Source organism: Mumia spirodelae, from assembly GCF_050632745.1.
Taxonomy (GTDB): Bacteria; Actinomycetota; Actinomycetes; order Propionibacteriales; family Nocardioidaceae; genus Mumia.
Genome location: NZ_JBODSD010000004.1, coordinates 314,103 through 339,312 on the forward strand (window position 1 = coordinate 314,103; position 25,210 = coordinate 339,312).

At 71.2% G+C, this 25,210-nt stretch carries 24 protein-coding genes; 5 read left to right on the forward strand and 19 right to left on the reverse strand.

All coding sequences use genetic code 11. From position 1 onward, the window contains the following. Positions 1–9: 9 nt before the first annotated feature. Positions 10–819, reverse strand: a complete 810-nt coding sequence (locus ACQSSQ_RS19430; protein WP_431328773.1) for an IclR family transcriptional regulator — start codon at positions 817–819, stop codon at positions 10–12. A 148-nt stretch (positions 820–967) separates the two neighbouring features. On the opposite strand from ACQSSQ_RS19430, the gene ACQSSQ_RS19435 reads away from it, so the two are divergent. Continuing rightward, positions 968–2,500 carry a class I adenylate-forming enzyme family protein gene (locus ACQSSQ_RS19435; RefSeq protein ID WP_431328774.1) on the forward strand — a complete coding sequence of 511 codons (1,533 nt, stop codon included), beginning with the start codon at positions 968–970 and terminating at the stop codon, positions 2,498–2,500. On the opposite strand, the gene ACQSSQ_RS19440 is transcribed toward ACQSSQ_RS19435, so the two are convergent. Both ACQSSQ_RS19440 and ACQSSQ_RS19445 read right to left on the reverse strand, forming a co-directional pair. Continuing rightward, positions 2,472–3,161 carry an alpha/beta fold hydrolase gene (locus ACQSSQ_RS19440; protein WP_431328775.1) on the reverse strand — a complete coding sequence of 230 codons (690 nt, stop codon included), beginning with the start codon at positions 3,159–3,161 and terminating at the stop codon, positions 2,472–2,474. The two genes, ACQSSQ_RS19435 and ACQSSQ_RS19440, sit on opposite strands and share 29 nt — an antisense overlap. Further along, positions 3,158–3,475, reverse strand: a complete 318-nt coding sequence (locus ACQSSQ_RS19445) for an antibiotic biosynthesis monooxygenase family protein (protein WP_431328776.1) — start codon at positions 3,473–3,475, stop codon at positions 3,158–3,160. Before ACQSSQ_RS19445 ends, ACQSSQ_RS19440 begins: the two co-directional genes overlap by 4 nt. A 63-nt stretch (positions 3,476–3,538) precedes the next feature. On the opposite strand from ACQSSQ_RS19445, the gene ACQSSQ_RS19450 reads away from it, so the two are divergent. After that, complete coding sequence (locus ACQSSQ_RS19450; RefSeq protein WP_431328777.1) at positions 3,539–4,369, forward strand: hypothetical protein; 831 nt, start codon at positions 3,539–3,541, stop codon at positions 4,367–4,369. Then, positions 4,366–5,229, forward strand: coding sequence for an NAD-dependent epimerase/dehydratase family protein (locus ACQSSQ_RS19455; protein ID WP_431328778.1), 864 nt, complete (start codon positions 4,366–4,368; stop codon positions 5,227–5,229). The genes ACQSSQ_RS19450 and ACQSSQ_RS19455 overlap by 4 nt, the downstream gene beginning before the upstream one ends. 197 nt (positions 5,230–5,426) lie before the next feature. Here ACQSSQ_RS19455 and ACQSSQ_RS19460 read toward each other — a convergent pair whose 3' ends face one another. From ACQSSQ_RS19460 to ACQSSQ_RS19495, 8 genes are all read right to left on the reverse strand, one after another. Then, the gene (locus tag ACQSSQ_RS19460; RefSeq protein WP_431328779.1) at positions 5,427–6,752 is read right to left on the reverse strand and encodes a hypothetical protein; all 1,326 of its coding nucleotides are present in this window, start codon (positions 6,750–6,752) and stop codon (positions 5,427–5,429) included. Further along, positions 6,749–7,414, reverse strand: coding sequence for a neocarzinostatin apoprotein domain-containing protein (locus ACQSSQ_RS19465; RefSeq protein ID WP_431328780.1), 666 nt, complete (start codon positions 7,412–7,414; stop codon positions 6,749–6,751). The genes ACQSSQ_RS19460 and ACQSSQ_RS19465 overlap by 4 nt, the downstream gene beginning before the upstream one ends. 59 nt (positions 7,415–7,473) lie before the next feature. Further along, the gene (locus tag ACQSSQ_RS19470; protein WP_431328781.1) at positions 7,474–10,335 is read right to left on the reverse strand and encodes an ABC transporter permease subunit; all 2,862 of its coding nucleotides are present in this window, start codon (positions 10,333–10,335) and stop codon (positions 7,474–7,476) included. Beyond that, on the reverse strand, positions 10,332–11,114 hold the full coding sequence (locus ACQSSQ_RS19475) for an ABC transporter ATP-binding protein (protein WP_431328782.1): 783 nt from the start codon (positions 11,112–11,114) through the stop codon (positions 10,332–10,334). The genes ACQSSQ_RS19470 and ACQSSQ_RS19475 overlap by 4 nt, the downstream gene beginning before the upstream one ends. After that, a complete protein-coding gene (locus tag ACQSSQ_RS19480) occupies positions 11,095–12,474 on the reverse strand; it encodes an ABC transporter substrate-binding protein (RefSeq protein ID WP_431328783.1) in 1,380 nt (459 codons plus the stop codon). The genes ACQSSQ_RS19475 and ACQSSQ_RS19480 overlap by 20 nt, the downstream gene beginning before the upstream one ends. A 45-nt stretch (positions 12,475–12,519) precedes the next feature. Next, a complete protein-coding gene (locus ACQSSQ_RS19485; protein WP_431328784.1) occupies positions 12,520–13,824 on the reverse strand; it encodes a hypothetical protein in 1,305 nt (434 codons plus the stop codon). Next, positions 13,821–14,843: a WxL protein peptidoglycan domain-containing protein gene (locus ACQSSQ_RS19490; RefSeq protein WP_431328785.1), complete on the reverse strand. Its 1,023-nt coding sequence runs from the start codon at positions 14,841–14,843 to the stop codon at positions 13,821–13,823. The genes ACQSSQ_RS19485 and ACQSSQ_RS19490 overlap by 4 nt, the downstream gene beginning before the upstream one ends. Positions 14,844–14,971: 128 nt before the next feature. Then, positions 14,972–16,717 (reverse strand): hypothetical protein, encoded by a 1,746-nt coding sequence (locus tag ACQSSQ_RS19495; protein ID WP_431328786.1) that lies wholly within the window; start codon positions 16,715–16,717, stop codon positions 14,972–14,974. A gap of 150 nt (positions 16,718–16,867) precedes the next feature. On the opposite strand from ACQSSQ_RS19495, the gene ACQSSQ_RS19500 reads away from it, so the two are divergent. Both ACQSSQ_RS19500 and ACQSSQ_RS19505 read left to right on the forward strand, forming a co-directional pair. Then, complete coding sequence (locus ACQSSQ_RS19500) at positions 16,868–17,539, forward strand: class E sortase (protein ID WP_431328787.1); 672 nt, start codon at positions 16,868–16,870, stop codon at positions 17,537–17,539. Position 17,540: 1 nt separating this feature from the next. Then, positions 17,541–17,726 (forward strand): hypothetical protein, encoded by a 186-nt coding sequence (locus ACQSSQ_RS19505; protein WP_431328788.1) that lies wholly within the window; start codon positions 17,541–17,543, stop codon positions 17,724–17,726. 241 nt (positions 17,727–17,967) lie between these two features. On the opposite strand, the gene ACQSSQ_RS19510 is transcribed toward ACQSSQ_RS19505, so the two are convergent. Genes ACQSSQ_RS19510 through ACQSSQ_RS19545 form a run of 8 tightly spaced genes read right to left on the reverse strand, consistent with a single transcriptional unit; the run spans position 17,968 to position 25,104 of the window. After that, complete coding sequence (locus ACQSSQ_RS19510) at positions 17,968–18,714, reverse strand: maleate cis-trans isomerase family protein (protein WP_431328789.1); 747 nt, start codon at positions 18,712–18,714, stop codon at positions 17,968–17,970. Further along, positions 18,711–19,388 carry a hypothetical protein gene (locus ACQSSQ_RS19515; protein WP_431328790.1) on the reverse strand — a complete coding sequence of 226 codons (678 nt, stop codon included), beginning with the start codon at positions 19,386–19,388 and terminating at the stop codon, positions 18,711–18,713. Before ACQSSQ_RS19515 ends, ACQSSQ_RS19510 begins: the two co-directional genes overlap by 4 nt. Then, a complete protein-coding gene (locus ACQSSQ_RS19520) occupies positions 19,388–20,248 on the reverse strand; it encodes an SDR family NAD(P)-dependent oxidoreductase (protein ID WP_431328791.1) in 861 nt (286 codons plus the stop codon). The genes ACQSSQ_RS19515 and ACQSSQ_RS19520 overlap by 1 nt, the downstream gene beginning before the upstream one ends. Beyond that, a complete protein-coding gene (locus tag ACQSSQ_RS19525; RefSeq protein ID WP_431328792.1) occupies positions 20,245–21,228 on the reverse strand; it encodes a calponin homology domain-containing protein in 984 nt (327 codons plus the stop codon). Before ACQSSQ_RS19525 ends, ACQSSQ_RS19520 begins: the two co-directional genes overlap by 4 nt. Continuing rightward, positions 21,225–22,004, reverse strand: coding sequence for a hypothetical protein (locus ACQSSQ_RS19530; RefSeq protein ID WP_431328793.1), 780 nt, complete (start codon positions 22,002–22,004; stop codon positions 21,225–21,227). The genes ACQSSQ_RS19525 and ACQSSQ_RS19530 overlap by 4 nt, the downstream gene beginning before the upstream one ends. Then, positions 22,001–23,254: an aromatic ring-hydroxylating dioxygenase subunit alpha gene (locus tag ACQSSQ_RS19535; protein WP_431328794.1), complete on the reverse strand. Its 1,254-nt coding sequence runs from the start codon at positions 23,252–23,254 to the stop codon at positions 22,001–22,003. The genes ACQSSQ_RS19530 and ACQSSQ_RS19535 overlap by 4 nt, the downstream gene beginning before the upstream one ends. A gap of 12 nt (positions 23,255–23,266) precedes the next feature. Next, positions 23,267–24,283, reverse strand: coding sequence for an alpha/beta hydrolase (locus ACQSSQ_RS19540; protein WP_431328795.1), 1,017 nt, complete (start codon positions 24,281–24,283; stop codon positions 23,267–23,269). Continuing rightward, entirely contained in the window at positions 24,280–25,104 is an 825-nt protein-coding gene (locus ACQSSQ_RS19545; RefSeq protein ID WP_431328796.1) for a hypothetical protein, read from the reverse strand. The genes ACQSSQ_RS19540 and ACQSSQ_RS19545 overlap by 4 nt, the downstream gene beginning before the upstream one ends. Between the last annotated feature and the right edge of the window lie 106 nt (positions 25,105–25,210).

A 25,210-nucleotide genomic window follows, 5' to 3' on the forward strand; every position in this document is an offset into this window, starting at 1 on the left:
GTGCCCGCCTCAGCCGGTCCAGCCGAAGCGGTACGAGAGGGTGGCCGTGGTCTCGAGCAGCGCCTCGCGGCACGCGTCGAGCTCCCTCGCGAACCGCTCGGCCGGACCGCACACGCTGACGACCGCGACCGGGCGGCCGTCGTTGCCGCGGACGGGGGCCGCGACCGACGCGGCACCCTCCATGCGCTCGCCGGCGGAGTGCGCCCAGCCCTGGCGGCGGACCTCGGCGAGGTCGCGCCGCAGGGCAGCGGCGTCCACGAGCGTGCTGTCGGTCAGCGGGTCGAGCGGGGCCGACTCGAGGTAGGCCGTGGCCTCGTCCTCGGGCAGGAACGCGAGGAACGCGCGCGAGGACGCTCCGGCGTGCAAGGGGTACGGCTCACCGATCGTGACCGACATGATGACCTCCCGGTCGGGGGTCACCTGGTCGACGTAGATCCGGCTGCGGGTGCCGAGCAGGACCGACAGCGTCGCGGTCTCGTCGGTCCGGGCGGACAGGTCCTCGAGGAACGGCCGGCCGATCCGGCGGACGTCGATCCGGTCGAGGTAGGTCAGTCCGAGGCGCATCGCCGCGACGCCCAGCGAGTAGCGGCGGCTGCGCTCGTCGAGGGCGACCAGGTCGCGGCTGCGCAGCGACGCGAGCACGCGGTGGACGGCGGCCTTGGAGAGGTCGAGCGCGTCGGCGATCTCCGTGACGCCGAGGTCCGGGCTGCCGCTCTCGGTGAACAGCAGCAGCACGTCAGCGGCGCGCTCGACCGTGGCGATCGTGGCGCTGGTGCTCTCCGCAACACCCTGGGCAGCCTGCTTGGTCCTCGGGGACATCGGGCGACTCCTTCTCCGTCGTCGTCGTTCGGGCCGGTCGTGCTGGCCCGGGCGGATCAGTTCTCTCACGAAGACACCGCCGAATCAAGACACCGTTCCACCCGCCCTTCGAACACGATGCCATCCGACCCCGCTGCGAGGTGCTGACATGACCCCGACCGCCATCGGCGCTCCCCTGAACATCGCCAACGGTGTGCTGGAGTTCGCCCGAGCGACCCCCACCGTCCTTGCCGTCCAGGACGGCGAGCGCTCCCTGACCTACCGTGAGCTGGGCGAGCGCGCGGCGCGCTGGGCCAACGCGCTGAACGACCTGGGCCTCCCGCCCGGGGCGCACGTCGCGGTGTGCGTCGGCAACCGCCTCGAGCATCCTGAGATCGCCTGCGGCGTGGCCCTGGCGGCGATGACGATGATCCCGGTGAACCCCCGCTACACCCCCGCGGAGGCCCGGTTCGTGCTCGAGCACTCCGAGGCACGGGCCGTGGTCGTCGAGGGGGCGCTCGCCGGCCTGGTGGCGGACGCGGCACGGGACAGCGGCATCCCGGTGGTGGCCCTCGACGGCGCGGAGGGCGCGCTCGCGTACGACGCGCTGCTCGCCGCCGCGTCGCCGGTCGCGCCCTCGCCGGTCGTCGACGAGTCCGAGCCGTTCTGCATCGCCTACACGTCGGGCACCACGGGTCAGCCCAAGGGTGTGATGATCTCCCACCGCTCGCGGACGCTGACCTTCTACCAGGCGGCGGCGGAGTGGGGCCTGGGCAACGGGCGGGTGTCGCTGGCGGTCGCCCCGATGTACCACGGGGCCGGGTTCGCGTTCGCGTACGCGCCGGTGTTCACCGGCGGCACGGTGGTGATGCTGCCGAAGTGGTCGCCCGAGGCGATGCTCGACCTCGTGGAGCGCCACGGCGTCCAGTCCGTCTTCCTCGTGCCCGCCCACGCCCAGATGCTGCGGGCGCTCGGGGCGGAGGCGATCGCGGCCCGCGACCTCAGCCGGCTCGACACGCTCTACTTCAACGCGGCCGCCCTCCCGTGGGAGCTGAAGCAGTGGGTGATGGAGACCTTCCCCGGCGTCGCGGTCCACGAGCTATACGGCTCGACCGAGAGCGGCATCATCACGAACCTCCGCCCCGTGGACGCGACCCGCAAGCCGGGCTCGGTCGGGCAGCCGTGGTACATGACCGAGGTCCGGGTCGTCGACGCCGACGGAGCCCCCGTCGGCAACGGTGGGACCGGCGAGCTCTACAGCCGCTCGCCGTACCTGATGCGCGGCTACTTCAAGAACCCCGAGGCCACCGCGGCCTGCACGACCGACGACGGCTTCGTCACGTGCGGCGACCTGGTCCGGCTCGACGACGAGGGCTACGTCCACATCGTCGGACGGACCAAGGACATGATCGTCTCCGGCGGCGTCAACGTGTACCCGCGCGAGATCGAGGACGTGCTGGCGACCCACCCGGACGTCGTCGAGGCGTGCGTCCTCGGCGCTCCTTCCGAGACGTGGGGCGAGGAGGTCGTGGCGGTCGTCGTGCTCGCGGCGGGGCGCGGCCTCGACGCCGACGCCCTCGTCGCGCACTGCCGGGAGTCGCTCGCGGGGTTCAAGATCCCGCGCCGCTGGTCCACGATCGGGGCGCTGCCGCGCAACGCCGCGGGCAAGGTCGTCAAGCGGGACGTGCCGCTGCCCGCATGAGGACGTCGGCCACGACCCTCGGTGCCGTCAGCGGGGCGTCGTGGCCGGCCTCGATCACCTCGTACGCCGTGCCGCGTGCGTCCAGGCGGGCGCGCGTGGTGCCCGAGGGGTAGCCGTCGGGCGTGCCGGAGCAGAAGACGTACGAGACCGGGCCGGCGTGCTCGTCCGGGACGTCCAGGGCGTCGAGCGACGGCGCGAACGGCGTCGGCGTGAGCCGCGCGGCCATCCACGCCGCCGTCGCCTCGTCGAGGTCCCCACCCGCGACGGGCGCACGCGCGGGGATCGAGGTCTCGCGGGGCGGGAGCGTCACGCCCGCTGCGGGCGTGAGGTCGACGGCACGCTCCCCGGGATCGGGCACCGCGCCGTCGAGGTAGACGACGTGCCGGACCCGCGCCGGGATCCGCGCCTCGAGCGCCCGCACGACCACCCCGCCCTGGCTGTGGCCGACGAGCACGAGGTCGTCGAGGTCCTCGGCCTCCACCAGCGCGACCAGCTCGTCCACCCACGTCTCCAGCCCGGCGACGGCACCTGCGGCACGCTCGCCCGCGCCGGTGAGGCTGGGCGCGTACACGTCGTGGCCGGCGGCGACGAGGTACGGCCGGACGCGGCGCCACGACCAGCCGCCCCGGAACGCACCGTGGACGAGCAGGAAGGTGCTCACCGCGGGTCCGGCTCGTCCAGGACGACCTCGAGGTACTCGCGGGGGTAGGAGTCGTACGGGCGGAGGTGCTCGTACATCGCCTCGGTGTGGGCGACGTAGTCCGGGTGCTTGGTGCACTCCTCGTACGCCTCGACCGTGTCGAAGAAGCGCAGGTGGGTGAAGTGCGTCGGGTCCTCGAGGCCGCGGACCAGGCGGCGACCGCGGTATCCGGGGTGGTCGTGGAAGAAGCGACCGAACTCCCCCGAGAGCGCGATGTAGGCCTGGGCGTGGTCCTCGCCGGGCTTGGTCCAGGCCTGGCTCACGACGACGATCATGCTTCCTCCACGGCTTCGTTCAAGACTCTCGACTCATAGATCATATATCTTTACACTGACGCAATGACAAGCAGCGCTCAGACCAAGACCATCCCCGAGTTCCTCGCCGAGGCTCCCGACGTCGACAGCCGCGAGCTGTGGCAGGCGTTCTGGGAGATCCTGACCGCGGCGAAGGACAAGATCACCGCCGAGCTGCCCGTGCAGCCCCACCCCAACAGCGCCGGGCTGGCGTCCTGGAGCACGCCGGACGACTCGTACGAGGGGTCGCTCAACACCTACACGGGTGACGCCGACGAGGGTGTCGAGTGGCTCGTCCACTCGTGGATCGGCAACCGCAAGGCGTCGATCCTGGACATGAACCTCCAGGTCTGGCTCGGGCCGCACATCGACGTCCCGCACCTGATCCTCGTCTTCGGGACGATCCCCAACATCTTCCACTTCAGCGACCTCGTGCCGCGCCGGGACCTGTCGATCGACGTCGACTACCTGGAGCGCTACTACGAGCCTCAGAACGCCTCGTGGCTCGCGCTGCGCGGCGACGACCGCTTCACCTGGTCGGTCAGCCACGGCACGTACATGCGGGCCTTCCTCTCCCCCGTCGGCAACTCCTACGTCGCCGACCGCACCGACGACGTCGTCGAGACGCTGCGCGCCGCGGTCGAGCAGCGCGTGGACGCCTGGCTCCAGATGGTCCGCGAGGCCACGACGGTGCCGGTCGAGGAGCGGGCGGCGCTGCGCGAGCGCGACCACCTGCTGCGGACGTACGGCTACACCCTCGACCCGATGAACGAGCTGTCCAAGAAGTTCCTCGGTGCGCAGCGCGTCGAGGAGCTGGTCTCGGTCCGCGCCGGCCTCGCGCAGATGCGTGAGCTCCAGGGCAGGGACGCCCGATGAGGGTGCTCGTCGTCGGCGCCGGGCTGGTCGGCTCCGCCGCGGCCACCACGCTGCGCGAGCGGGGCCACCACGTCACCGTGACGACCACGACGCCCGAGCGCGAGGCGGACCTGCGTACGCGCTTCGACGACGTCGCGGTGCTGCGCGGGAGCGACCGTGACGCGGTCCACGCCCGGGTCGCGGAGGCCGACGTCGTCGTGGTGACGGCAGGACCCGTCGCGGCCCGGTCGATGACACCCGAGGACCGCGCGGTGACCTACCACGAGGTGCTCGTGCAGACGGCCGAGAGCATCGCGAGCGCCCCCGGCACCCCGCACCTCGTGGCGCTGTCGGCGTTGTCGGTCTACGGCGACGCCGGCAACCACCTCGTGACGGTGGACGAGGACTCCCCCGTCACCACCTCGGACGACCCGAGCCCGAGCATGTTCCTCGCGATGGAGGACGTCTACCGTACGAAGGCCGGCGAGCGCGCCACGATCTTCCGGTGCGGCGACGTCTTCGGGGCGGACGACCCGCCGATCGAGGCGAAGGTCGCGATGGCCCACCAGTACCTCGGCGGCTCGGTGCCGTTCGGCGGAGACGCCCTCCTCTACCGGCTCGCCGTCGAGGACGCTGCCGACGCGATCGTGCACGCGGTCGAGGACCGACTGGTCGGCACGTACAACCTCACGCACCCCGAGGTCCCGCCCACCAACGCCGAGCTCTTCGACACGATCAGCGCGGCGCAGGACCTCCCGCCGCTGGTCTACCGGGCCGAGATCGCCGCGCCCGCCGTGCCGATCTCGGTCGACCGGCTGCGCGACGCGGGGTTCGTGGCGTCGCGGTCGTACGTGGCGCACCCGCTCCTCGCCGACCGCTGACCCCCCTCTCACCCGCGCCCTCCCCGTTTTGAAGGGTTCGACACGGTTCCGGTCCTCGGATTCCCCTTCGAACCCTTCAAAACGGGGACGAGGGCCGAGCCGGGAGGAGACGAGGGTGGGCACGACGAAGCGGGCTCCCGTGCGTTGACAGGTACGCAGGGAGCCCGCCGTCCATGGGGCCGAAGGAGGAGTCCGGCTCAGCCGCTCGCAGAGGTACGGCGGCGCGCCGGCACCAGGACCAGTCCGGCCGTGCCGAGGAGCACGAGCACGGCGGCCCACAGGCCGATCACCGGGAGCCCCGGCGATCCGCCGGTCTTCGGCAGCGAGTCGGTCGACCCGCCGGTGCCGCCGTCGTCTCCGCCACCGCCGGCGCCCCCGTCGCCACCGTCGTCCGGCGGCTCGCTGCCGACGCCCAGCTTGGACAGGTCCGCGTCACCCGTGCAGTCGGCGCTGATGCTCATGGCGGGAAAGTCGAACGAGAAGCCCTTCACCGACACGTCGAGCTCGTCGCCCTCGACGGCCGCCGAGCCCTTCAGTGCCGGAACTGGGACCGGGGCCTTCGTCGGTACCTTGACGGCACCTCCGCCCTTGAGCGTCGTCGCCTTGCCTGCCACGTCGAGCGCGAGCGTCACGTTCATCGTCCCGTCGATCGGGAGTGGCGCGATCCCCGGCAGGTCGCTCATCGACGCCTGCATCGAGACCGGGTCACCCTCGGCCGCGCGGTAGCCGGAGACAGAGATCGTGGCGGGGTACTCGAACTTCGTCCCCAGAGGTTCCAGCGTGCAGGCGAACGTCACCTTGCCCTTGGCCGGCACGCCCGCATCGCCAGCCGGGGGCGTCGTCGGTGCGCTCGTCGGTGCCGTCGTCGGCGCGGGCGTGGTCGGCGGCGGAGTCGTCGGGGTCTCGGTCGGCTCCGGCTCAGGCTCCACCTGTTCGCCCGAGCCCACCGCCGTGGCGGTCACGTTGGTCGGAACGGGCTTCGTCCGAGGGTTGGTCCCGCCAGGGGTGCCGCCGGTCTGACCGTTGCAGTCGATCTGCGTGTTGTACGGAGCCGCCGCGAAGTAGACGACCTTCTCGAGCGTGACGACGTTGTCGCCCTCCACCGCAACAAAGGTCTTCGTCACCGAAGCGCCAGGCATCGCAACGCCCCCGGCTACGGTCCCGAAGTCCTTCGTGGCGGTGATCGGCTCGCCCCCGTTCACCGAGAAGTAGAACGTCCCTGTCACGGACGCCGCGGGGCCGCCGTTCTTGGGTCCCTTGTCGAAGCTGTAGGTGAGGGTGACCCGCTCCCCCGGGTTCGGCGCGGCGTCGGAGAGCGTGATCTTGTGGTCCGACACCCCGGTCGACCACGGCGCCAGGCTCGTCGAGATGTCGTTCGACGGCGTCCCTGCGTACCAGACCCAACATCCCCCGGTCGGCTCGACGGCTGCGGCGGGCGTCGCCGCCACCGTCAGAGACCCCGCGGCCAGGGCGACGACCGCGGCGAGACGAGAGAGGGCGCCCACGCGCCCGAGCGCCCTCACGCGCCCACCTCGCGACGGCGCCGCCCCGGCAGCCCGAGCAGCAGGCCGAGGCCCGGAAGCAGCAGGGCTGCGGCGCCGAGCAGCAGCACCGGCAAGGTGTCCGTGCCGCCCGTCTTCGGCAGCGCGTTCGAGGTGTCGGACTGCGTCGTGGTCGCCGGCGCCGTCGTGGCCGGCGCGGTGGTCGCCGGTGCGGCAGCAGGCTGGTCCGCGGGCTGCTCGGCCGCCGCGGCACCGAACTCGAGGTTGACGTTCGCCGTGTTCGCGGACACCACGTCGGCCGAGTTGGCGTTCGGGAGGGGTGCGGCACCGATCACGCACTGCTGCTTGGTGCAGTCGACCGATCCGTACTTCTCCTTCATCTTCAGCGTGACGGCCTTGAAGCTGCCGTTCGCGTCGGCGTTGACGAACGTCGCACCGGTCGCGGTGTTGCAGTCGGCCGGGCCCTTGTAGCCCTCCTTGCACTGGCCGACGGCGATGCTCTTGAGGTTGGGCGCGAAGCCGGAGCCCGACACGGTGATCGACGAGCCGTCCTTCAGACCGGTCGTCTGGCTGATGTCGAGCTTGGGTGCCGCCGACGCCGCTGGGGCGCCGATCAGCATCACGAGCCCGAGCGCCAGTGCACAGGCCAGTCCACGAAGGGCTGTGGGGAGCTTGGGGGTCATCTGCATCGTTCTCCGGGTGCGGTGGTGGGACGGACGGGCGTACGCGGTGCGGGCTCCGGTCATGGCGTCCCCGCGGGGATCGTCGTGACGGAGCTCAGGTGCGGGCCGGAGCGTTGGATCGCGGCGTGGTCGGAGCCGAGGTAGGAGCTCACGACCTCGGGGTGGGTGCGAACCTCGTCCGGGGTGCCGGACGCGACCAGCCGGCCGAGGTTCATCGCGACCATGCGGTCGCACAGGCGGCTCAGCAGCGGGAGGTCGTGCTCGATGACGACCATCGCCGTCCCGAGCTCGCGACGGACGTCGAGCAGCAGGTCGCCGAGCGCCTCGCACTCGTTCTGGGCGATGCCGGCCGACGGCTCGTCGAGGAGCAGCACCCGGGGCTCGAGCGCGAGCAGGCAGGTCAGCTCGACGACGCGACGGGTGCCCGTGGAGAGCTCGGCGATCGTCCGGCCGGCGAACGGGCCGAGACCCATGCGCTCGATCAGCTCGTCGGCACGCCGGCCCTTCAGGCGGTCGGGCACCGGGGTGCCGAGGGCCGCGACCGCGAGGCGGCTCGGCCGCGTCCGCTCGCCGGCGACCATGACGGTCTCGCGCACGGTCATCGTCGGGAAGAGCGCGGCGTCCTGGAAGGAACGTACGAGCCCCGCCGCCGCCCGGCGCTCCGGCGTGGCCGTCGTCATGTCCTGGTCCGCGAAGAAGATCGCGCCGGTGTCGGGAGCGGTGAAGCCCGCGATGATCTCGAACAGCGTGGTCTTGCCGGCGCCGTTCGGCCCGATCACGCCGACGATCTCGCCCGGACCGACCTCGAGGTCGACGTGGTCGACCGCCACCACGCCACCGAAGTGGCGGCTGAGGTCCTGGACGACCAGGAGCGGCGGGGCGCCCGGACCGGCGTCGAGGTCCTGCGTGTCCGGGGTGAACAGGCCCGAGAGCTCCGCCGAGCGCTGCAGCGGGGAGCGCTGGGAGACGTCGGGTTCGGCGCGGGCGGCGACGGGGTCGATCCCGGCCCGCGACGCGAGCCAGTCGTACCACCGGTCCCGCATCCGCATCCCCACCCCGCCGAGTCCGTCGGGGAGCATGATGACGACGAGGAGCCAGCCGATCGCGAGCGCGGCCTCGCCGGGGATGCCGAGCATGACGAGGCTGGGCAGCCCGACGATGATCAAGGTCCCGATGAGCGGTCCGATGACGAGGCCGAGACCACCGACCACGGTCAGCGCGACGACGTCGATGCTCGCTGCCGCGGGGAACGAGTTGACGGTGAGCGTCGTCTGTCCGTGCCCGATCACGACACCGCCGAGACCCGCGACCGCGCCCGACACGGCGTACAGCTGCAGCTTGCGCAGCGTCCGCGGGACGGTGAACGCCCGGGCGGCGTCCTCGTTGTCGCGCAACGCCTGCAACGACCGGCCGAACCCGCTGCGCCAGAGGTTGGCGCAGACGAAGACTCCGATCGCGAGCATGAGGATCGCGAAGAGGTAGTAGTCGCGGGCCAGGTCCATCGGGTAGCCCCACCAGGTCGGCTTCGCCGGGGAGACGCCGTCGCCGAGGAAGATGTCCAGGCGGAGCACCCAGGCGGTGGTCGCGAGCGCGAACGCGAGGGTCGACACCGCGAGCGCCAGACCCTTGAGCCGGAGCGCGGGGATGCCCACCAGGGCGGAGACGACGGCCGCGACCGCGACACCGCCCAGGATGCCGAGGACGAAGCTGCCCGTCGCCTCGACGAGGTGCGCGGACGCGGCGGCCCCGATGCCGGCGTAGGCGAACTGACCCAGCGAGAGCTGGCCGGCGACGCCCGTGATGAGACCGACGCTGAGGCCGACGAGCGCGAAGCCGGCGACGCTCGTGAGGACCGCGGCCGTCTCGTTGCTGACGAGGTAGGCGAGGGCGATCGCGAGGGTGACGGACCCGCCGACGATGACGATCCGGGTCACGAGGATGCTGCGCACCCCCGAGTACGCCTCGGGGATGGGCGGCGAGCCGACCCGACGCCAGCCGCCGCGGTCGGTGTCAGCACGGCCGAGGGCCGGCTGGCGCAGCAGCGCGACGACGATCACGATGCCGAGGACGACCGGCACGAGCCCGCGGGTGTCAGGGTTCGACAGCAGGATCTGCTCGAGGACGCCGATCGCGATCGACGCGCCGAACGCGATCGGGATCGACGACATCCGGGCGATCACGGCCCCGGCGAGACCCTTCAGGAGGAGGTCGGGCCCGAGCGTGTCGATGGACTGCCCGGCCGTCGTCGGCGTGACCAGGATCGCCGACAGGGCCGCGATCCCGCCGGAGATCGCCCACGCGTACGACGCCATGCGAGGCGCGCGGATGCCCTCCAGCGCCGCGGTGTCGGGCGCGTCGGCCGCGGCGCGGATCGCGAGGCCCTGGCGGGTGTGCCGCAGGAACCAGGACAGGGCGACCAGCACCGCCGGCGCGAGCAGGAGCATCGCCAGGTGCGACGGGCCGACGGGCGTCGTGCCGAGCGTGAAGGACGGCAGCAGCGGCGGCTCGGGGAACGTGAAGCCGCTGACGCCGTCGCTGTTGATCAGCAGCGCCATGATGAGGATGAACTGGGAGAGCCCGAGCGTCGCGATCATGCCGATCAGGCTGGGGCGTCCAGCGAGCCGACGGACGACCGAGACCTCGATCCCTCCCGCCAGCACGGCGGCCACGGCGATCGCGACCGGGAACGCCACGAGGTACGGGGCACCCCAGTCGACGACCAGCAGGCCGAGGACCGACGCGCCGAACGCCCCGATCGAGCCATAGGCGAAGTTGACGAACTTGCTCGACCGGTAGACGAGGACGAGACCGACGGCGAGCAGGCCGTACGTCAAACCCGTGAAGACCCCGATGATCAGCCGGTCGATGCCGATCTGGAAGCCCACGACGTCCATCGCGAGGACGGTGTCCGCGGCGCTCACTGGGCCACCGCCACGTGTCCGCCGAGCATGAGGTCGCGCACGCGGTCGGGGTCGGCGGCGAGGTCGGACGCGGTCTCGCAGGCGACGATCTGCCCCTTCTCCATGAAGTAGGCCCGGTCGACGAGCGAGAGCGCGACGTTGACGGACTGCTCGACGAGCAGCACCGCCGTCCCGCGCTCGTTGAGGCGACGGACGAGCTCGATCAGCCCGCCGACGACGACCGGCGCGAGCCCGAGCGAGAACTCGTCCACGACGAGGATGCGGGGGTCCTGCACGATCGCCTTGGCGAGCGCGAGCATCTGCCGCTCACCGCCCGACAGCGTCGACGCCGGCTGGTCGCGGCGCGCGTACAGGCGAGGGAAGACGGCGAGCGCGGCGTCGACGGCCTCCTGGGCCCAGGCCTTGTCCTCGATCGTGAACGCGTGCATGCGGAGGTTCTCGGTCACGGTCAGCGAGCTGAACGTGGCCTGGCCGACGACCTGGCCCAGACCGCGCGCGATGCGCTCGCGGGTCGGAGCGGAGGTGACGTCGACACCTCCGAGGCGGACCGTGCCGGCGTCCGGACGGAGGAGTCCGGCGACGACCTTGAGCGTGGTGCTCTTGCCGACGCCGTTCGGTCCGAGCAGCGCGACCATCTCGCCCTCCTCGACGACGAGGCCGGCGTCGAAGAGCACCTGCACCTGGCCGTACGACGCCTGGATGCCCTCGACCGACAGCGCCGGTCCTCCGGTGCGCGGCGTCAGGATGCCGAGGCCCGCGTCACGACGTCGGGAAATCAACGTCGCCCCCTTCGTAGACGAAGCAACCGCACGCGTCGTCGAACTTCAGGACCCGGAAGGCCCCCGAGGCCGCACGCCTGCCCGGTCCGAGGGCGCCGGTGAAGCCGGTCGCGGGCACGAACGCGGAGCCGAGCTCCTCGACGGCAGCGCCCCACGCCGACGCGTTGAGGTTGTCGGTGAGGTCGGTCGCTCCGGCCTGCAGAAGCAGCGCAGCGTCGCAGTACGGCAGGGCGACGCGCGCGGCCTCGCGCGACTTGAACGCGATGCCGGCTGAGGAGTAGATGTCGACGCACCGCTTCTCGGCGTCGGTGCCCGGGAAGGGCAGCTGCGCGTCGGCGACCTCCTGCGACGGGGCGAACCCGACGCCGACCATGCCCTTCAGGATCGTCGGGGACAGCATCTCCGGGTTGTTCACGAAGAACGACGGGTTGTCGAACGTCGAGACGGCGTAGCGGGCGGTGAACTCCTGGGTCGTCGCCTGGGTGGCGAAGATCGACGCGAGGCGCGCGCCACCGAGGAACATCACCCGGTCGATGCCGGCCGAGCGGAAGTTGACGGCGCCCTGCCCGGTCCCCATGAAGAGACTGCCCTGGTCGGTCGTGTCGACCCAGGAGATCTCCGGCTTGACCCCGGCGTCCTCCAGGAGCGGGACCGCCAGCTCCTCCATCGTCTTGCGGTTGATCGGGTTGTCCGCGGCCACGACGCCGACCTGCTCGCGGCCCTTGAAGAAGCCCTGCTCGGAGAGCGTCTCGACGTAGGCCTTCACGAAGCTGTCGTACGAGGGGTAGCTCGGCGACCAGAGGTAGGGCGACCACTTCTCGTACGTGGCGTCGTCGGTGGCGACGAGCGTCGCGTCGAGGACGAGCGTCTTCGCCTGCGCGTAGCAGGGCCGCGCGTTGTCCTGGAACTGGCCGGTGAGCACCACCGCGAAGGCCTTGTCGTCCTGGACGATGCGCTTGCACAGCTGCTCCTCGGCCGCGGCCGAGTCGTTCTGCGCGTCGTACAGGCGGAAGACCGCGTCGAGCTTGCGACCCCCGACGCCGCCGTTGGCGTTGACCCAGTCCTCGAGCGCCTGCACCTGCTTCTCGGGATCGCCCGCGTTGGCGGTCTTGAACCCGGTGACCTTCTTGACGGCCTCGAGGTCGACGCCGACGAACACCACCTTGACGGAGTCGTCGCTCACCCCGGGGCCGACACCCTCCGCGTTCGCGGAGGTGCCGGCGCCGGAACCACCGACGACGCTCCCTGGCATCACGCTCCCGCAGCCCACGAGGGCCAGGGCGAAGCACGCGAGTGCCACGGTCGCGCGGACGACCATCGAGCGGTCTGTCTCGCGTCGGGGTTCTTGCTGGTGCCGCATGCGCTCTCCATCCCGGGGCTGAAGTGATCGCTAGAATATACGATATTAGTTGGCGTGGGAAGAACGTTTGCCGTCTCTTCGCCTCAGCCACGCGTCCACGGCCTCGACGTCGACGACGGAGTCGGCTACCGCGCTCGCCCCGCTGCCGTCCGGGCCTCCGGACGGGCCGCCGGAGCCGCTTCCCGTCGCCGCTCCCGGCGAGCGGCGCGCCAGCCACGTGTCGAGCGCGACCAGGTCGACGACCGACGCACCGGCCCCTCCCCCGGCCTCCGCAGGAAGGTCCGACAGGACGGCCGTGCCGACGGCGAGCGCGGGGTCGTGCAGAAGGGCCTCGAGGTCGCGCTGCTCGAGGCGTCCGTCGAGCCGCCTGATGAGGCCGGACCTGCCCACCGCCTTGGGGCTTACGAGGAACCCGCCGATCGCCTCGACGTAGACCACGTCGGGCAGCGCGTACGGCCGGCTCGTCAGTGCCGCGGCACGCTCCCTGTCGACCTCGGGGCGATCACGTCGGGCGTCCAGCCGCCGTCGCAGACCCCAGCCGATGAGGAAGACCCCGAGCACGCAACCGGCCACGAGCGCCCACGGGTACGTCGCCCACTCCGTGGAGAAGGTCGTGCCGAGCTCACCCTCGCCGACCTGTCCCACGACGTGGTAGGTGCCGAAGGCGGCGAACGGCAGGCTGACGTCCATCTCCATGGTCGCGCTCTGGAGCGGCTCGATCGTCAGGTCCCGCGAGGTGGTCACGGTCGGCTCGGTCTTCTCCGACTGCCCGACACCGATCAGCACCTCGGGGTTCACCGCGGGCGCGTTGCCCTGGTTCTCGATGGTGAAGACCAGCCGCCGGGTCGGCGTGAACCCGAAGAGCGCGCCGATCCCTCCCCCGCCCTCGAGCTTGACGTCGGTGACACGCAGGCTCGGCAGGGGCAGCGCAGCCGACGGCGGTGTGCCGACCGCGTGACCCGTCACGACGAACGGGGTGTCGACGGCCAGCGCCGGCCCCGTGTACGAGGCGACGCGGACGACGCACGGGCAGGGGCGCGGCGGGTTGCCGACGGTCATGTCGAGGTCGATCTCGCCGTCGACGTTCGCGACGCCGAGGATCGCCGAGGTCTGGTCGCACGCGGCCGACCCGCCGATCGCCAGGTCGCCGCAGACGACCGCCTGGACCTGGGTCATGGCCGGCCAGCCGGCGCCCTTGACCGTGATCTGCGAGCCGGGCGCCCCCGATCCCGGGGAGACCGTCGCGGTCAGGCCGACCTCGTCGGCAGCCGACGCCGTCGACCACGTACCGGCGTACGCCCCGAGCAGCGCGAGCAGGAGGAGCAGGACCGGGATGCGCCGCGCCCTCACCGGCCGGCCGCGATCGTCAGCTTCGGGGCGGACGCGACGGCCTCGAAGGCACGCTTGCGCGCGACCCTGCGGCGCCACCACCACCAGGCGCCCGCGGCGAGCGCGAGCAGGACGGCGATCACGGCGATCCAGGGCACGACCCACTGCGTGACCGCGTCGGCGTCGCCGATGCCGACGGGCGTCGTCAGCGCCACGTCGACGGTGACGCGGTCCAGCGGCGCGATGCCGTCGACCTTCTGCTTCAGCTTGGCCGTCTGGCCCGGGAGCAGGTCGACGACCGCGGCGGTCTCGACCTTGTCGAGCTCGCGACCGCCGAGGCCGGACAGCGAGATCACGGCCGTCGGGGACAGGCGCAGGTTGCCGGTGTTCTCGACGGTGTAGGAGACGGTGCCCTTGCCCTGGCCGGACCAGGGGAAGATGCCCCGGTCGTGGTCGAGCCGGATGTCCGACACCTTCACGGCAGGCGTGGCGGGGCCGCTGACCCGCAGGTAGAGCCGCGCGGCCACGGCGCGCTTGATGCCGACGTCGATGCCGCCCGACTCCGTCGTCCCCTCGACGGCACCGTTGAGCGCGACGATGCCCCCGACGTGGTCGCCGGGGGTCGCGTTGGGCGGGATCTGGATCGTGATGGGGACGTCGACCTGGGTCCTGCGTGCCACCTTCACCTGCTGGACGGGGAGCTTCACCCAGGCGCCCACGTCGTTCTGGGGGTGCTCGAGGCTCCTCAGCGCGAAGAAGCCGCCCTCCTCGGTGTTGTAGCCGTCGGCCCCGTAGATCGAGAACGTCAGCGCATTCTTCGTGAAGTTGCGGATGCGTACCTTGTCCGTCAGCGTCGCGCCCGGCGCGCCCTCGAGGACGAAGTAGCTGCGGGGGGTCGGCGAAGACTCGTCGGCGGGGGTCGGGCTGACCGACCACGCACCGTTGTCGGCGGCGTGCGCCGGAGCGGGGAGCACCGCGGTCGCCACGACCAGGACGAGAAGGGCGAGCAGGGGGCGCACGAGGCGCTTCGCGAGGGTCATCGGACGGCACTCCTCGTCGGAGGGGACGGAACGGCCGGAACGGGTGGGTGCCGCTGCTGCGGCACCCACCCGACCGTCACTACGGGGTGTTGCGTGTCATGACAGATGACGTGACGAGAGCCTCAGGCTCACGACAGCGTCAACGTGAGGAGACCGGTGTAGGTACCGGCCGCCTGGCTGGGTCCGACCTTGAGCGCCAGCCCGGCGTCGGCGATCGCGTCGCCGCCGCTGGTCCCGTCCGCCCCGACGCCCGACGTGGCCACCGAGCAGAGCGGCAGATCGGTCGTGGCGTTGGTGAACGCGCCCGCCGCCCCGGCCACGACGGTGTCGTCGCTGTTGGCCTGAGGTGCGCAGGTGGGCGTCCAGGTGAGGGCGCTCGGTGCGATGGTGAAGTTGCCGCCGGAGGGCTTCGCCGGACCGTTGAGGCCCGAGAAGCGACCGACGAGCGACCAACCGAGCGTGCCGCCGCGGTAGTCCTTCACCGTGACGTCCTGGAGCGAACCCGTCGAGGTCTGCTCGGTGCCGTTGAGCGCGATGCCCGACAGCTGGACGTTGCCCGCGGCCTTCGCCATCTTCAGGTCGCCCGCGACGACGGTCAGGTCGACCGTCTCGAGGAGCGCGCAGCTCCCCGTCGTGGCCGCACCCTGCTTCGCCGTGCAGGTGTCACCCGAGAAGGTGAACGCCTGCGAGCCGAAGAGTGCGACCGGCGGCGGGCCGGCAGCGTGGACCCGGCTCGCGCCGATGAAGGCGGTCGCCGCGTCGTTCACCACGAACTGGGCGGAGATGTTGCCCGCGGAGTCGGCGGTCGTGGAGACCGTCGCGTCCGAGGACGCCGGCGGCGGGAACGGAGGACCGTTCTTGTAGCCACCGACCGTCACCGCCTGGTTGGGATCCCAGTTGGTGCCCGTCACCGTGACCGTCGTGCCCGCGCCACCACCGGTGACGTTGGTCTGGACGGTGACGTCGCCGAGGACGGTGATCGGAGTCAGGCTCGTCTCACCACCCGAGGTGACCTTCAGCGCGCGCGAGCCCGTCGTCGGCGCCGCCGAGACGGCGAGGGTGCCGCTGCCGGTGCCGTTGGCGGCGATGGTGACGCTGGAGGACCCGGCGTCACAGCTCGACCCGCTGCTGTTGCAGAGCTCGGCCGTACCGGTGCCGGCACCCGCGAAGTTCGTGACGTCGAAGCTGATCACGTCGTTCTTGCGTGCGGCGTTGGTCACCACCTGGTTGCTGATGGCGGTGACAGTCGCCGTCGGACCCACCGCCGTGAAGCTCGCGGTGATGTTGGTGTCGACAGGCGTGGTGGCCGGGTTGACCCCGTTCGCGACGCCGACCGTCTGACCGTTGCAGTTGACCCGGGTCAGGAAGGTCGGGATGTCGTAGATGACCTTGCGCAGCTTCACCGTGGTGGCGCCCGCCGAGGTGATCGTGAACGAGCCGGTGATGGTGTCACCGGGGATGGTCGCTCCACCGGGAGCGGAGAACGCCTTCTGGACCGCCGGGAGGTTGACCCCGTTGACCGAGAAGTAGTAGTACGCCGTGCCACTGGCCGGCGGGCCACCGTTCTTCGGACCCTTGTTGAACGTCAGCGAGAAGTTGCGCGTGCCGCCGACGGTCGTGGCCCCACTGGAGGTGAGGGTGTAGTCAGCCGGCCCGGTCGGCGCAGCCGCCTCGTCCGCCCACGGGGCGAGCGACGACGACGTGTTGCTCGCAGGGTTGGTGTCCTCGATGCCGGCACCGGCGGGTGGCGAGTAGACCCAACACCCACCGGACGGCGTCGCTGCGGACGCCGTACCTGCCCCGAGGACGACTGCTGTCGTCGCGAGCATGCTGGCACCAGCCAGCAATGCGACGACGCGATTCTTCGATCTCATCTACCCGCTCTCCTTCTTCGGGTAGGGGGTCCCGAGAGACCCGACCTGAGTCGCAGTCCTGTCCACTGCATTGCACACATCCGGAGTGCAAGTAGAGATAGGCTGAGCCACACAGCCGATATTGTCAATGATATATCCGAGAGGATTTCGATGAGTCAGTCCGCGAGAGCGGTCCGGACGCTCGCCCGCACCTCGGCCGAGCTCCTGGTCACCGGCGGGGTCGTCGTGCTGCTGTTCGCGATCTACCTGGTGGTCTGGAGCGACGTGCAGACTGCAGCCGCTCAGGTGGACCTGCGTGACGACTTCGAGCAGCAGATCGAGGCCGCAGCCGCACCTGCCGCCCAGGCAGCGGTGCAGGCGAAGCCCGTCGCGCCCCCGACCGGGAGCGGGATGGCGGTGATGCGCATCCCGCGGCTCGGCGACGACTGGTCGTGGGTGGTCGTCGAGGGAGTCTCGGACGAGCAGATCGCCCGCGGCCCGGGGCACTTCCCCGACACCGCGCTCCCGGGACAGGTCGGCAACTTCGCCGTCGCAGGCCACCGCGCGACGCACGGCGAGCCCTTCGCGCACCTGGACCGGATGCGCGCCGGAGACACGATCGTCGTCGAGGCGGTCGGGGACACCTACACCTACGTCGTCGACCGCACCGAGATCGTCGCCCCCACCTCCGTGGACGTCCTGCTGCCCGTCCCGGGGAAGCCGGAGGCGAAGGGCCGCAAGGCCCGCATCACGCTCGTGACCTGCAACCCTCGCTGGGGCTCCAGCGAGCGACTCATCGTCCACGGCCACCTGGTCGAGACCCGCTCCGGATCGGAGGCGTGACGTGTACGCAGCCCTGTGGCGCATCCTGCCCGGCCCGAACGCCGTGAAGGCGCTCCTCTCCGTCGCGCTGTTCCTCGGACTCGTCGCCATCCTGTTCCTCGTGGTGTTCCCTGCGGTGCAACCGCTGCTGCCGTTCGACCAGATCACCCTCGAGCCGGAGTCGGCGGCGTCGAGGGCAGCCGGCTAGGCACGAGCGGCGCCGTCCGTCGCCTGTCGCGACACCGGGGCGTCCCACGTGGGTCCGGGGGTGCACGCACCGTAACCCCGCTTCTGGAACGCTGTCTCGAAAACGTGCGAACCGTGACCTGCTGCCCGCAGAGCAGAGCCGCCGCCCGGCCTCGAGGGGCCGAGCGGCGGCTCAGGTGGAATTCCGTACGAGGTCGACCCGGGGGACGCCGGCCCCGCACGGAAGCAGGGGGATGGTGCGGTCAGTGGTCGCGCAGGAGCGACCCGAAGCCGTGGAGCTTGTCGTCGATGCCGTTGTCGCGCAGCGCCATCCACCACGTGGCGGCGTTGATCGCGATGACCGGCTTGCCGAGCCAGCGCTCCGCCTCGTCGGCCAGCTCGGTCATGCACAGGTTGGTGCCGCACTGGACCAGTGCGTCGACCTCGGGCGCATCGACCTCGATCAGCGACTCGCGCAGCGTCTGCTCCGACACGTGTGCGATCGACACGGCGGTGGGGCAGCTCAGACCCTTGATCGACACGACATCGAAGCCGAGCTCGGTGAAGAACTTGCGGACGTTCTCGTCGCCGATCGGGGTGTACGGGGTGACGATGCCGATCCGGCGAGCGCCGTACAGCTGGAGCGCCCGCTCGCACGCCTCCGCCCCGGTGGCCACACCGAGACCGCCGGAGAGGTCCTTGATCTGCTGGACGAACTGGCGGTTGCCCTCCACACCGTCCCAGAAGGTCTCGGCGCTCATCCCCATGACCATGTAGTCGGGCTCCATCGTCATGATGCCCTCGACGCAGTCGGCCATCGCGGCGCGGATCTGGACGAGCAGGTTCTGCATGCCCTCGTCGTCGGCGATCCGGCCGTCGCGGATCAGGATCCGGCCGTAGTGCGACGTCACGCCGGGGACGCGCATCATGTCGAACTCCGGCTGCACGATGGTGTTGGTGCTCGGGGCGATCACGCCGAACTTGCGGCGGTAGCCGAGGCGGTCGGTCATGAGAGGGAGGCTCCTTCGGGGACGGAGGGACGGTCGGGACGCGCGAGGTGCCCCCGGAGGCGCAGCGCCCCGATCAGGAAGCAGAGCTGCACCGCGGTGTTGGTGAGCTGCTCCCCCCACTGGAGCATCTCGGTCTGGTGCGGTCGCGCGGCCAGCGGCGGCAGCACGAGCGTGCCGACGATGTAGACGATGAACAGCCAGCGTGCGAGCTGGTCGCCGTGGCGTGCGGCGAGCTGCGAGGCGATCGCCCCGACGGCGACCGCACTCAGTGCCGCGATCGCGAGCATCGGCGTCAGGTTGCGTGCCGCGCCCGAGATGCAGGCGCCGACGAACGGCACCAGCGCGAACGGGATCCACGACACGACCTTGCCGACGTACACGCTCGCCAGCGCCCAGGCGAGCGCGCAGAAGCCGATCGCCAGGCACGGGAACAACATCTGCTCGAGGAACGGGATCTCGACGCACGGCCCGGCGACGAGCAGCTTCCAGACCGCCTTGCCCAGGCCTCCGGCGGTGACCACGATCGCCCCCAGCAGCGCGCCCGCGCGGACCTGGGGAACCGCCTTGCCGGCCGCGTTGGCCAGGGTCACGAGTCCCGCGCCCGCCAGGACGACGGGGACGAAGTCCTCGACGGCGAGCGCCAGGCCGTACTCGGTGCAGGGATCGATCGCCATCAGGCCACCGCCTCGTCTCTCTCGGGCACAGCGGTCGTGGGCGCGAAGATGTCGCGGGACCGGAAGCCGGCGGTGAGGAAGCGCCCCATCGCCTTCGGCCGGGTCAGCCACGCCACCTTGGCGCCGTGCTTGCGGGCGCCGAGGACCTGCTCGGCGAGCCACGGGGTGACCGTCTCGACGCGGTCGCCCAGGATGTTGAAGATCTTGCGGGCACGCTCGAACGCCTCGGGCTGTCCGTCGTAGTCGTCGACGAGCAGGTCGGTCGCGACGATGCCCGGAGACAGGAAGCCGACCTTGACCGGCGAGCCCTTCGTCTCCTTGACCAGCGACGCGGTGAGGTAGCTGACGCCGCGCTTGGTGGCGCCGTACGTCGTCATGCCGGGCTGCATCTGGCCACCGGAGCCGAAGCCCTCCATGTTCCAGATCCAGCCGCCCTCGGGCTGGCCCCCCATCGTCTCGAGGGCGACCGCGGACCCGTGCACCACGCCGAGCACGTTCGTACGGACGACCGCCTCGGCGACGTCGGCGGGGACCTCCGGAAGCGGTCGGCGAGGGGCCGACAACCCGGCGTTGTTGATCCAGACGTCGACCCGGCCGAACCGGGCGACCGCGGCATCGCGCAGCGCGGCCAGCGACGGACGGTCGGTCACGTCGGCGACGTGGCCGAGGACGCTGTCGGCGCCGCCGGGCGCACGCGCGGCGAGCCGCTCGACGGCGGCCTCCACGCTGCCGGCCGACCGGCCGCAGACGACGACGCGGCAGCCGCGCTCGAGGAGCTCGCCGGCCAGTCCCAGACCGATCCCGCGGGTGCCGCCGGTGACGACGACGACCCGGCCCTCCGCCGACGGTGCTGTGCTCACGCCGGCTCCCAGGTCAGGAGGCCGTGCACGAAGTGCGTCGTACGCTCCCCGCTGAGGAGCTGCCACACGATCGAGAGGTCACGGGTCTCGGGGTCCAGGAGGAACTCGCGGCCACGGATCTTCTCGACGCCGCGGGCGTCGGGGCCCATCAGGTGCTGGCTGGTGAAGAGCGCACGGCCGTACGACAGAGCGTTGCCGAACACGTCCGGGCCGTCGTACTGGACCCTCGCACCGTCGCGGTAGCGCTCCAGGGCGTACGACCGGTCGAGCGCACCCTCCCACGTGATGCGCTGCCGGGCACGCAGCAGTGAGACCGGCTCGTGCTCGATGCGGACCTCGGTCGTACCGACGGTCGTCTGCGAGGCCGCGTCCTCCACCGACAGCGTGCCGGTCCACGCGCCCGACTCCTTCGTCGGCAGCACCTGCGGAGTCGACCCGCGCCGGGTCTCGGCGGCGATCCACTCGTCGACGAACGTCTGGGTCTCGGGGTTGGTCTCGTGGTCGAACGTGCGCTTGTAGACGCCGTTGAAGACCGCGCAGACCGCCCACCCGTCGTGCAGGACCGAGGAGTAGACCTGGGTCACGCCGTCGGGCAGCACCTGGTTCCAGGTGCGCAGGTCGGCCTGCCAGCCCGGGGAGTAGTAGTTCGCCTCGACGAAGAAGCCGTACGGCTGACCCGTCCCGTAGAAGTCCGGCCCGCAGTAGACGCGGTCCTGGTCGGAGTCGACGATGCCGAAGTCGAAGTTCGCGCCGAGCTCGAACCGGTTGCGCAGCGGTCCGCTGCCCTCCAGGTGGGTGCGCATCCAGTAGCGCGACACCCCGTCCTCCACGACGCTCGCCCGGACCACGTGCTCGTAGCCGACATGGTTGCCCTCGGCGTCGAACAGCGACGGACGGCCGTGCCACTCGCCCTCGATGCGCTGCTGCCACTCGCTGGTGGAGTCGGCGCTCGTCTCGGACCCGTCGACGGTCGCGGTCACTTCGACACCTCGTTGTCGAGCAGCTGAACCCGGACGTCCTCGGCCGCGGCCTCGCCGATCAGGCGGGCGACCTGCGCCCACACCTTGTCGACCTCGGGACTGAAGATGTTGGCGCGGTTGCGGGCGTCGCGGGCCGGCAGGTCGGTGTCGGCGACGTCGGCCAGCACCTCCTCGGGGACCGCCGCGTCGAGCAGCCCGAACCAGTGGTCCAGGTAGGTCGTGACGGCGCTCTCGATCGAGACGAACGCGTCGGCGTCGGCGCGGTGGACGAGCATCCAGGGCGACATGACGGCGTTCTGGCGGGGGCCGATCGCGGCCTTGCTGAGGCCCGGCCAGCCCTCGACCTCCTCGTAGGTCTCGGTGAGCGGGTCGTGGGCCCAGTCGAGGTAGGTGAGGTGCGTGCCGAGGTCGACCCGCGGGATCAGGTCGAGGTGGAACGCGTACGTGCCCTGGCCCTGGACCGAGTCGAGGGTGAAGTGCGGGATCGGCAGCCCCTCGCGGGTGAACGCGAAGACCATGTGGCTGTCGAGCCCGATCATCTCCACGGCGAGGCCGACGTAGACCAGCTTGGCGACCGGCTCGGCGTCGTCCGCGGCGGTGAAGACCCGGACCTCCCCCACCGGCGCGGGGGTCATCGGGGAGGTGAGCGTCCGGAACGGACCACCGTCCTCGGCGGTCACCTCGACCAGGCCGCGCGCGGCGACGATGCGCTCCCACGTGCGGTGGCACAGCCCGCTGGGCAGGCTCAGCGTGGCCTCGGACTCGGCGGTGCTCATGCAGGGACCTCTTCCTCACGCGACGGCTTGTTGGACGGCTTCGTCGACGGCTTGTCCTCGGCGGTGTCCGTCCGGGGGACGTCACCGCGCTCCTCGCGCTCGGCACGCTTACCGAGCAGCTCCTTGCTGCGGACCTCCTTGAAGTTCCACGCGGAGGCGAGCTCCGGGACCTCCTTGCGGATCGGCGACGGGATCACCCGTGCCTCGACGCGGGCGGGGCCCTCGCCGACGATCGTGTTGCCCTCGACCGACCAGCCCTTGTCGATCAGCTCCTGGCGACGGCGCCGGTAGAGCACGGCGTTGTAGTCGCTCTTGACGTGCAGCTCGGCCGACAGGTCGAACGGGAGCAGCTCGGGGCGCACGCCGTTGACGACGGCCTCGTCCTCGTACAGCACCTTGAAGACGCGGCGGCGGGCGTCACGGTCGGCCCACCTGCCCTTGAAGAACGTCCGCAGCGCGACGAACTTGACCAGCGTGGTCTCCTCGTCGATCGGGATGTTGACGTCGAAGATCTTCAGGTCGCCCATCGGAGTCTTGACGTGCAGCAGGATCATGTTGGGCAGCCACCAGGTGGTGGAGACGGGCACCTGCGGGCGCTTCTGCAGGTCCTTGGTCTTGTTGGGGTTGAGCAGGCCCCAGATGCCCTTGGAGTTGGGCGGGTTGAGCTTGACCGACACCTTGCAGTGCCACTCCGACTCTTCCACCTCGAATTCGGGGACCTCCGGCTTCTCGCGGTTGCCGAAGACGCCGCCGTGCACGAACGGCGTGTGCGCGACGTCGACCCCGTTCTCGAGGATGCGCTCGTAGTTGGACTTCCAGAGGAAGCTGCCCGTCACGGCGCGGTAGGTCTCGGTGTCGTCGATGTCCGACCAGTCGGGGATCGGCGGACGCTCCGCCTCCGGAAGGTCGCCCATGTAGACCCAGATGAAGCGGTACTTCTCCTGCACCGGGTAGGCGTCGATGCGCGCCTTGCGCGGGATGCCCTTGTCCGGGTGCGCGGGGATCTTGCGCACCGTGCCGTCCGGCTCGTACTCCCAGCCGTGGTACGGGCAGACGATGCAGTCATCCTTGATCTCACCGCTGGACAGGGCCGCGCCGCGGTGGACGCACAGGTCGGACATCGCGACCACGCTGTTGTCGCTCGACTTGCGGTAGAGCACGAGCTGCTGGCCGAGGATCTTGACCTTCTTCGGCGTCCCGGCGACGAGGTCCTCGCTGAACTCGACGGCGTACCAGAAGTTCTTGAACATCGCGGAATCTCCTCACTCGCGTCGCCGGGCGGCGGCGATCTCGGGCACGGGCTGCTCCGCGAGCAGCTCCAGAGCGTTCTTTGCCTCGGCGTCGCCGCGCACGTGCGCACGCAGGAACGTGGAGACGGTGGCGGCAAGCACCTCGCGCAGGGCGTCGGCGTCGCCGGTCGACGGGTCCTCGAGGAACCCGCGGGCGGTCGTGGGGTCCTCGGGGTGCGCGGCGAGCAGGTGCGTGGCGTCAGCCAGCTGCACGAGCCAGGCCTCGGCCGTCGCGGGGAGGGCGCGCTCCCAGGTGGCGGTCACCGGGTCGTGACCGGGCGCCTCGGGATCCTCGCCGTAGCGGACCGCACTCGCGGCGACGACGCCGTCCGCGGTCCCCGCGAGGAGCATCGCCGGCACGGTGACAGGCGTGGGCAGCAGCGTGCTCGGCGGGTGGCCGAGCATCTGGGACGCCATCGTGTGGGCGCCGTAGGTGGTGACCGCGCGGACCTCGGGGAACCACTGCGGGCTCGCCGACTGGAGCGCGACCGTGCCGCCGGCCGAGTGGCCGAAGAGGCCGACCGCGCCGACGTCGAGCAGACCCTCGAGAGGTCCCGACTCCCCCAGCGCGGCGACGGCGTAGAGCACGGGCCGCAGCGCCTGCGTGGTGGGAGCGGTCCCGTAGGTGTCCGGTCCGACGACGCTCAGGTCGACGCCGGGGGTCAGACCCTGCTCGCCGGGGCCGTGCTTGCTCGCAGGAAAGAGCTCACCGACCCAGTCGTACGTGACGGCGACGAAGCCCTCCTCGACCAGCCGGACGGCCAGCCACGCGTACGCGTCGGCCGCCACGTTGACGCCCGAGAGCACCACGACCAGCGGGTACGGGGCACCCGCGGGGTCGGCAGGAAGGCGACCGCTCATGCGCTCTGCCGTCGTGGACGCCGGCAGCGCCGGGTAGCGGACGGTGACGTGCGCGGTGTCGTACGGGGCAGCCGCGCCGGGGATGCGCGCGGCTGTCCGGACGGCGCGGACGAGGACGGGTCGGCTCATCGTGCGGGGTGCGCCTCGTGGTCGATCGCCCGCGGCAGGACCCGGTCCCCGCCCCAGAGGGCACGGACGAGCCGCTGCGTCGTCTCGGCGCCGAAGTAGCGGTCGCCCATGACGTTGGCCGGGTCGCGCTCGGCGATGTTGCGCCGGATGGCCTCGTCGTCGGCGGTCAGCGCGGCGCGCTCGGCGACGGGGACGGCCTCGGCCTGGTCGACCCAGCCGAGCCAGCGGTCGAGGTGCTCCTCGGCGACCTCGGTCACCAGCTTCGTCATCTGCTCGCCGGCCGGTGCCATGTGGCAGAACGCGGTCGGCGAGAGGCCGGCGCGCACGAAGGCCGAGCGGCTGATGAACGGCTCGAGGAAGCTCTCGTTCTGGAGCTGCTCCCAGCGGGGGTTGACGGGCTCGTAGTAGCGGTCGAAGGAGTCGGTGTCGGTGACCAGGTAGCTGCGCGGGACCGAGTCGAGGAAGAACCAGCCCTGCGGGAAGCAGCCGAGCGCCATGCCGAAGTGGGGCACCTTGACCTGCGGGCCGAGCCAGATGGTGAGGTGCACGTTGCAGAAGCCGGCGGTGGCGTTCTCCATGTGGGAGTGGACCATCCAGTCGATCTCCGGGCCCGCGTACGCGCGCACCCGACCCTTGGCACCGGTCTCGCCGCCGAAGTCCTCGAGGACCTCGGTCGACGGGTCGCGCTCGAGGGCGAACCGGTCTGTCACACGCGTCTTGAGCCGCTCGACGAGCTCCAGCCAGGAAGCGAAGGTCTCACTGACGTCGGTCGGACCCGACTCGTCGAGGTGCTCCTGCACGTACTTCAGGCTCTGGCTCACGGAGACTCCTTCATCAAGGCGATTTAACGAGACTATATATGATCTATACCGCTGGAGGACAGAGTTCGGGACGAGAATCTTGTCCTCTGCCGACCGTCCGCCGTCA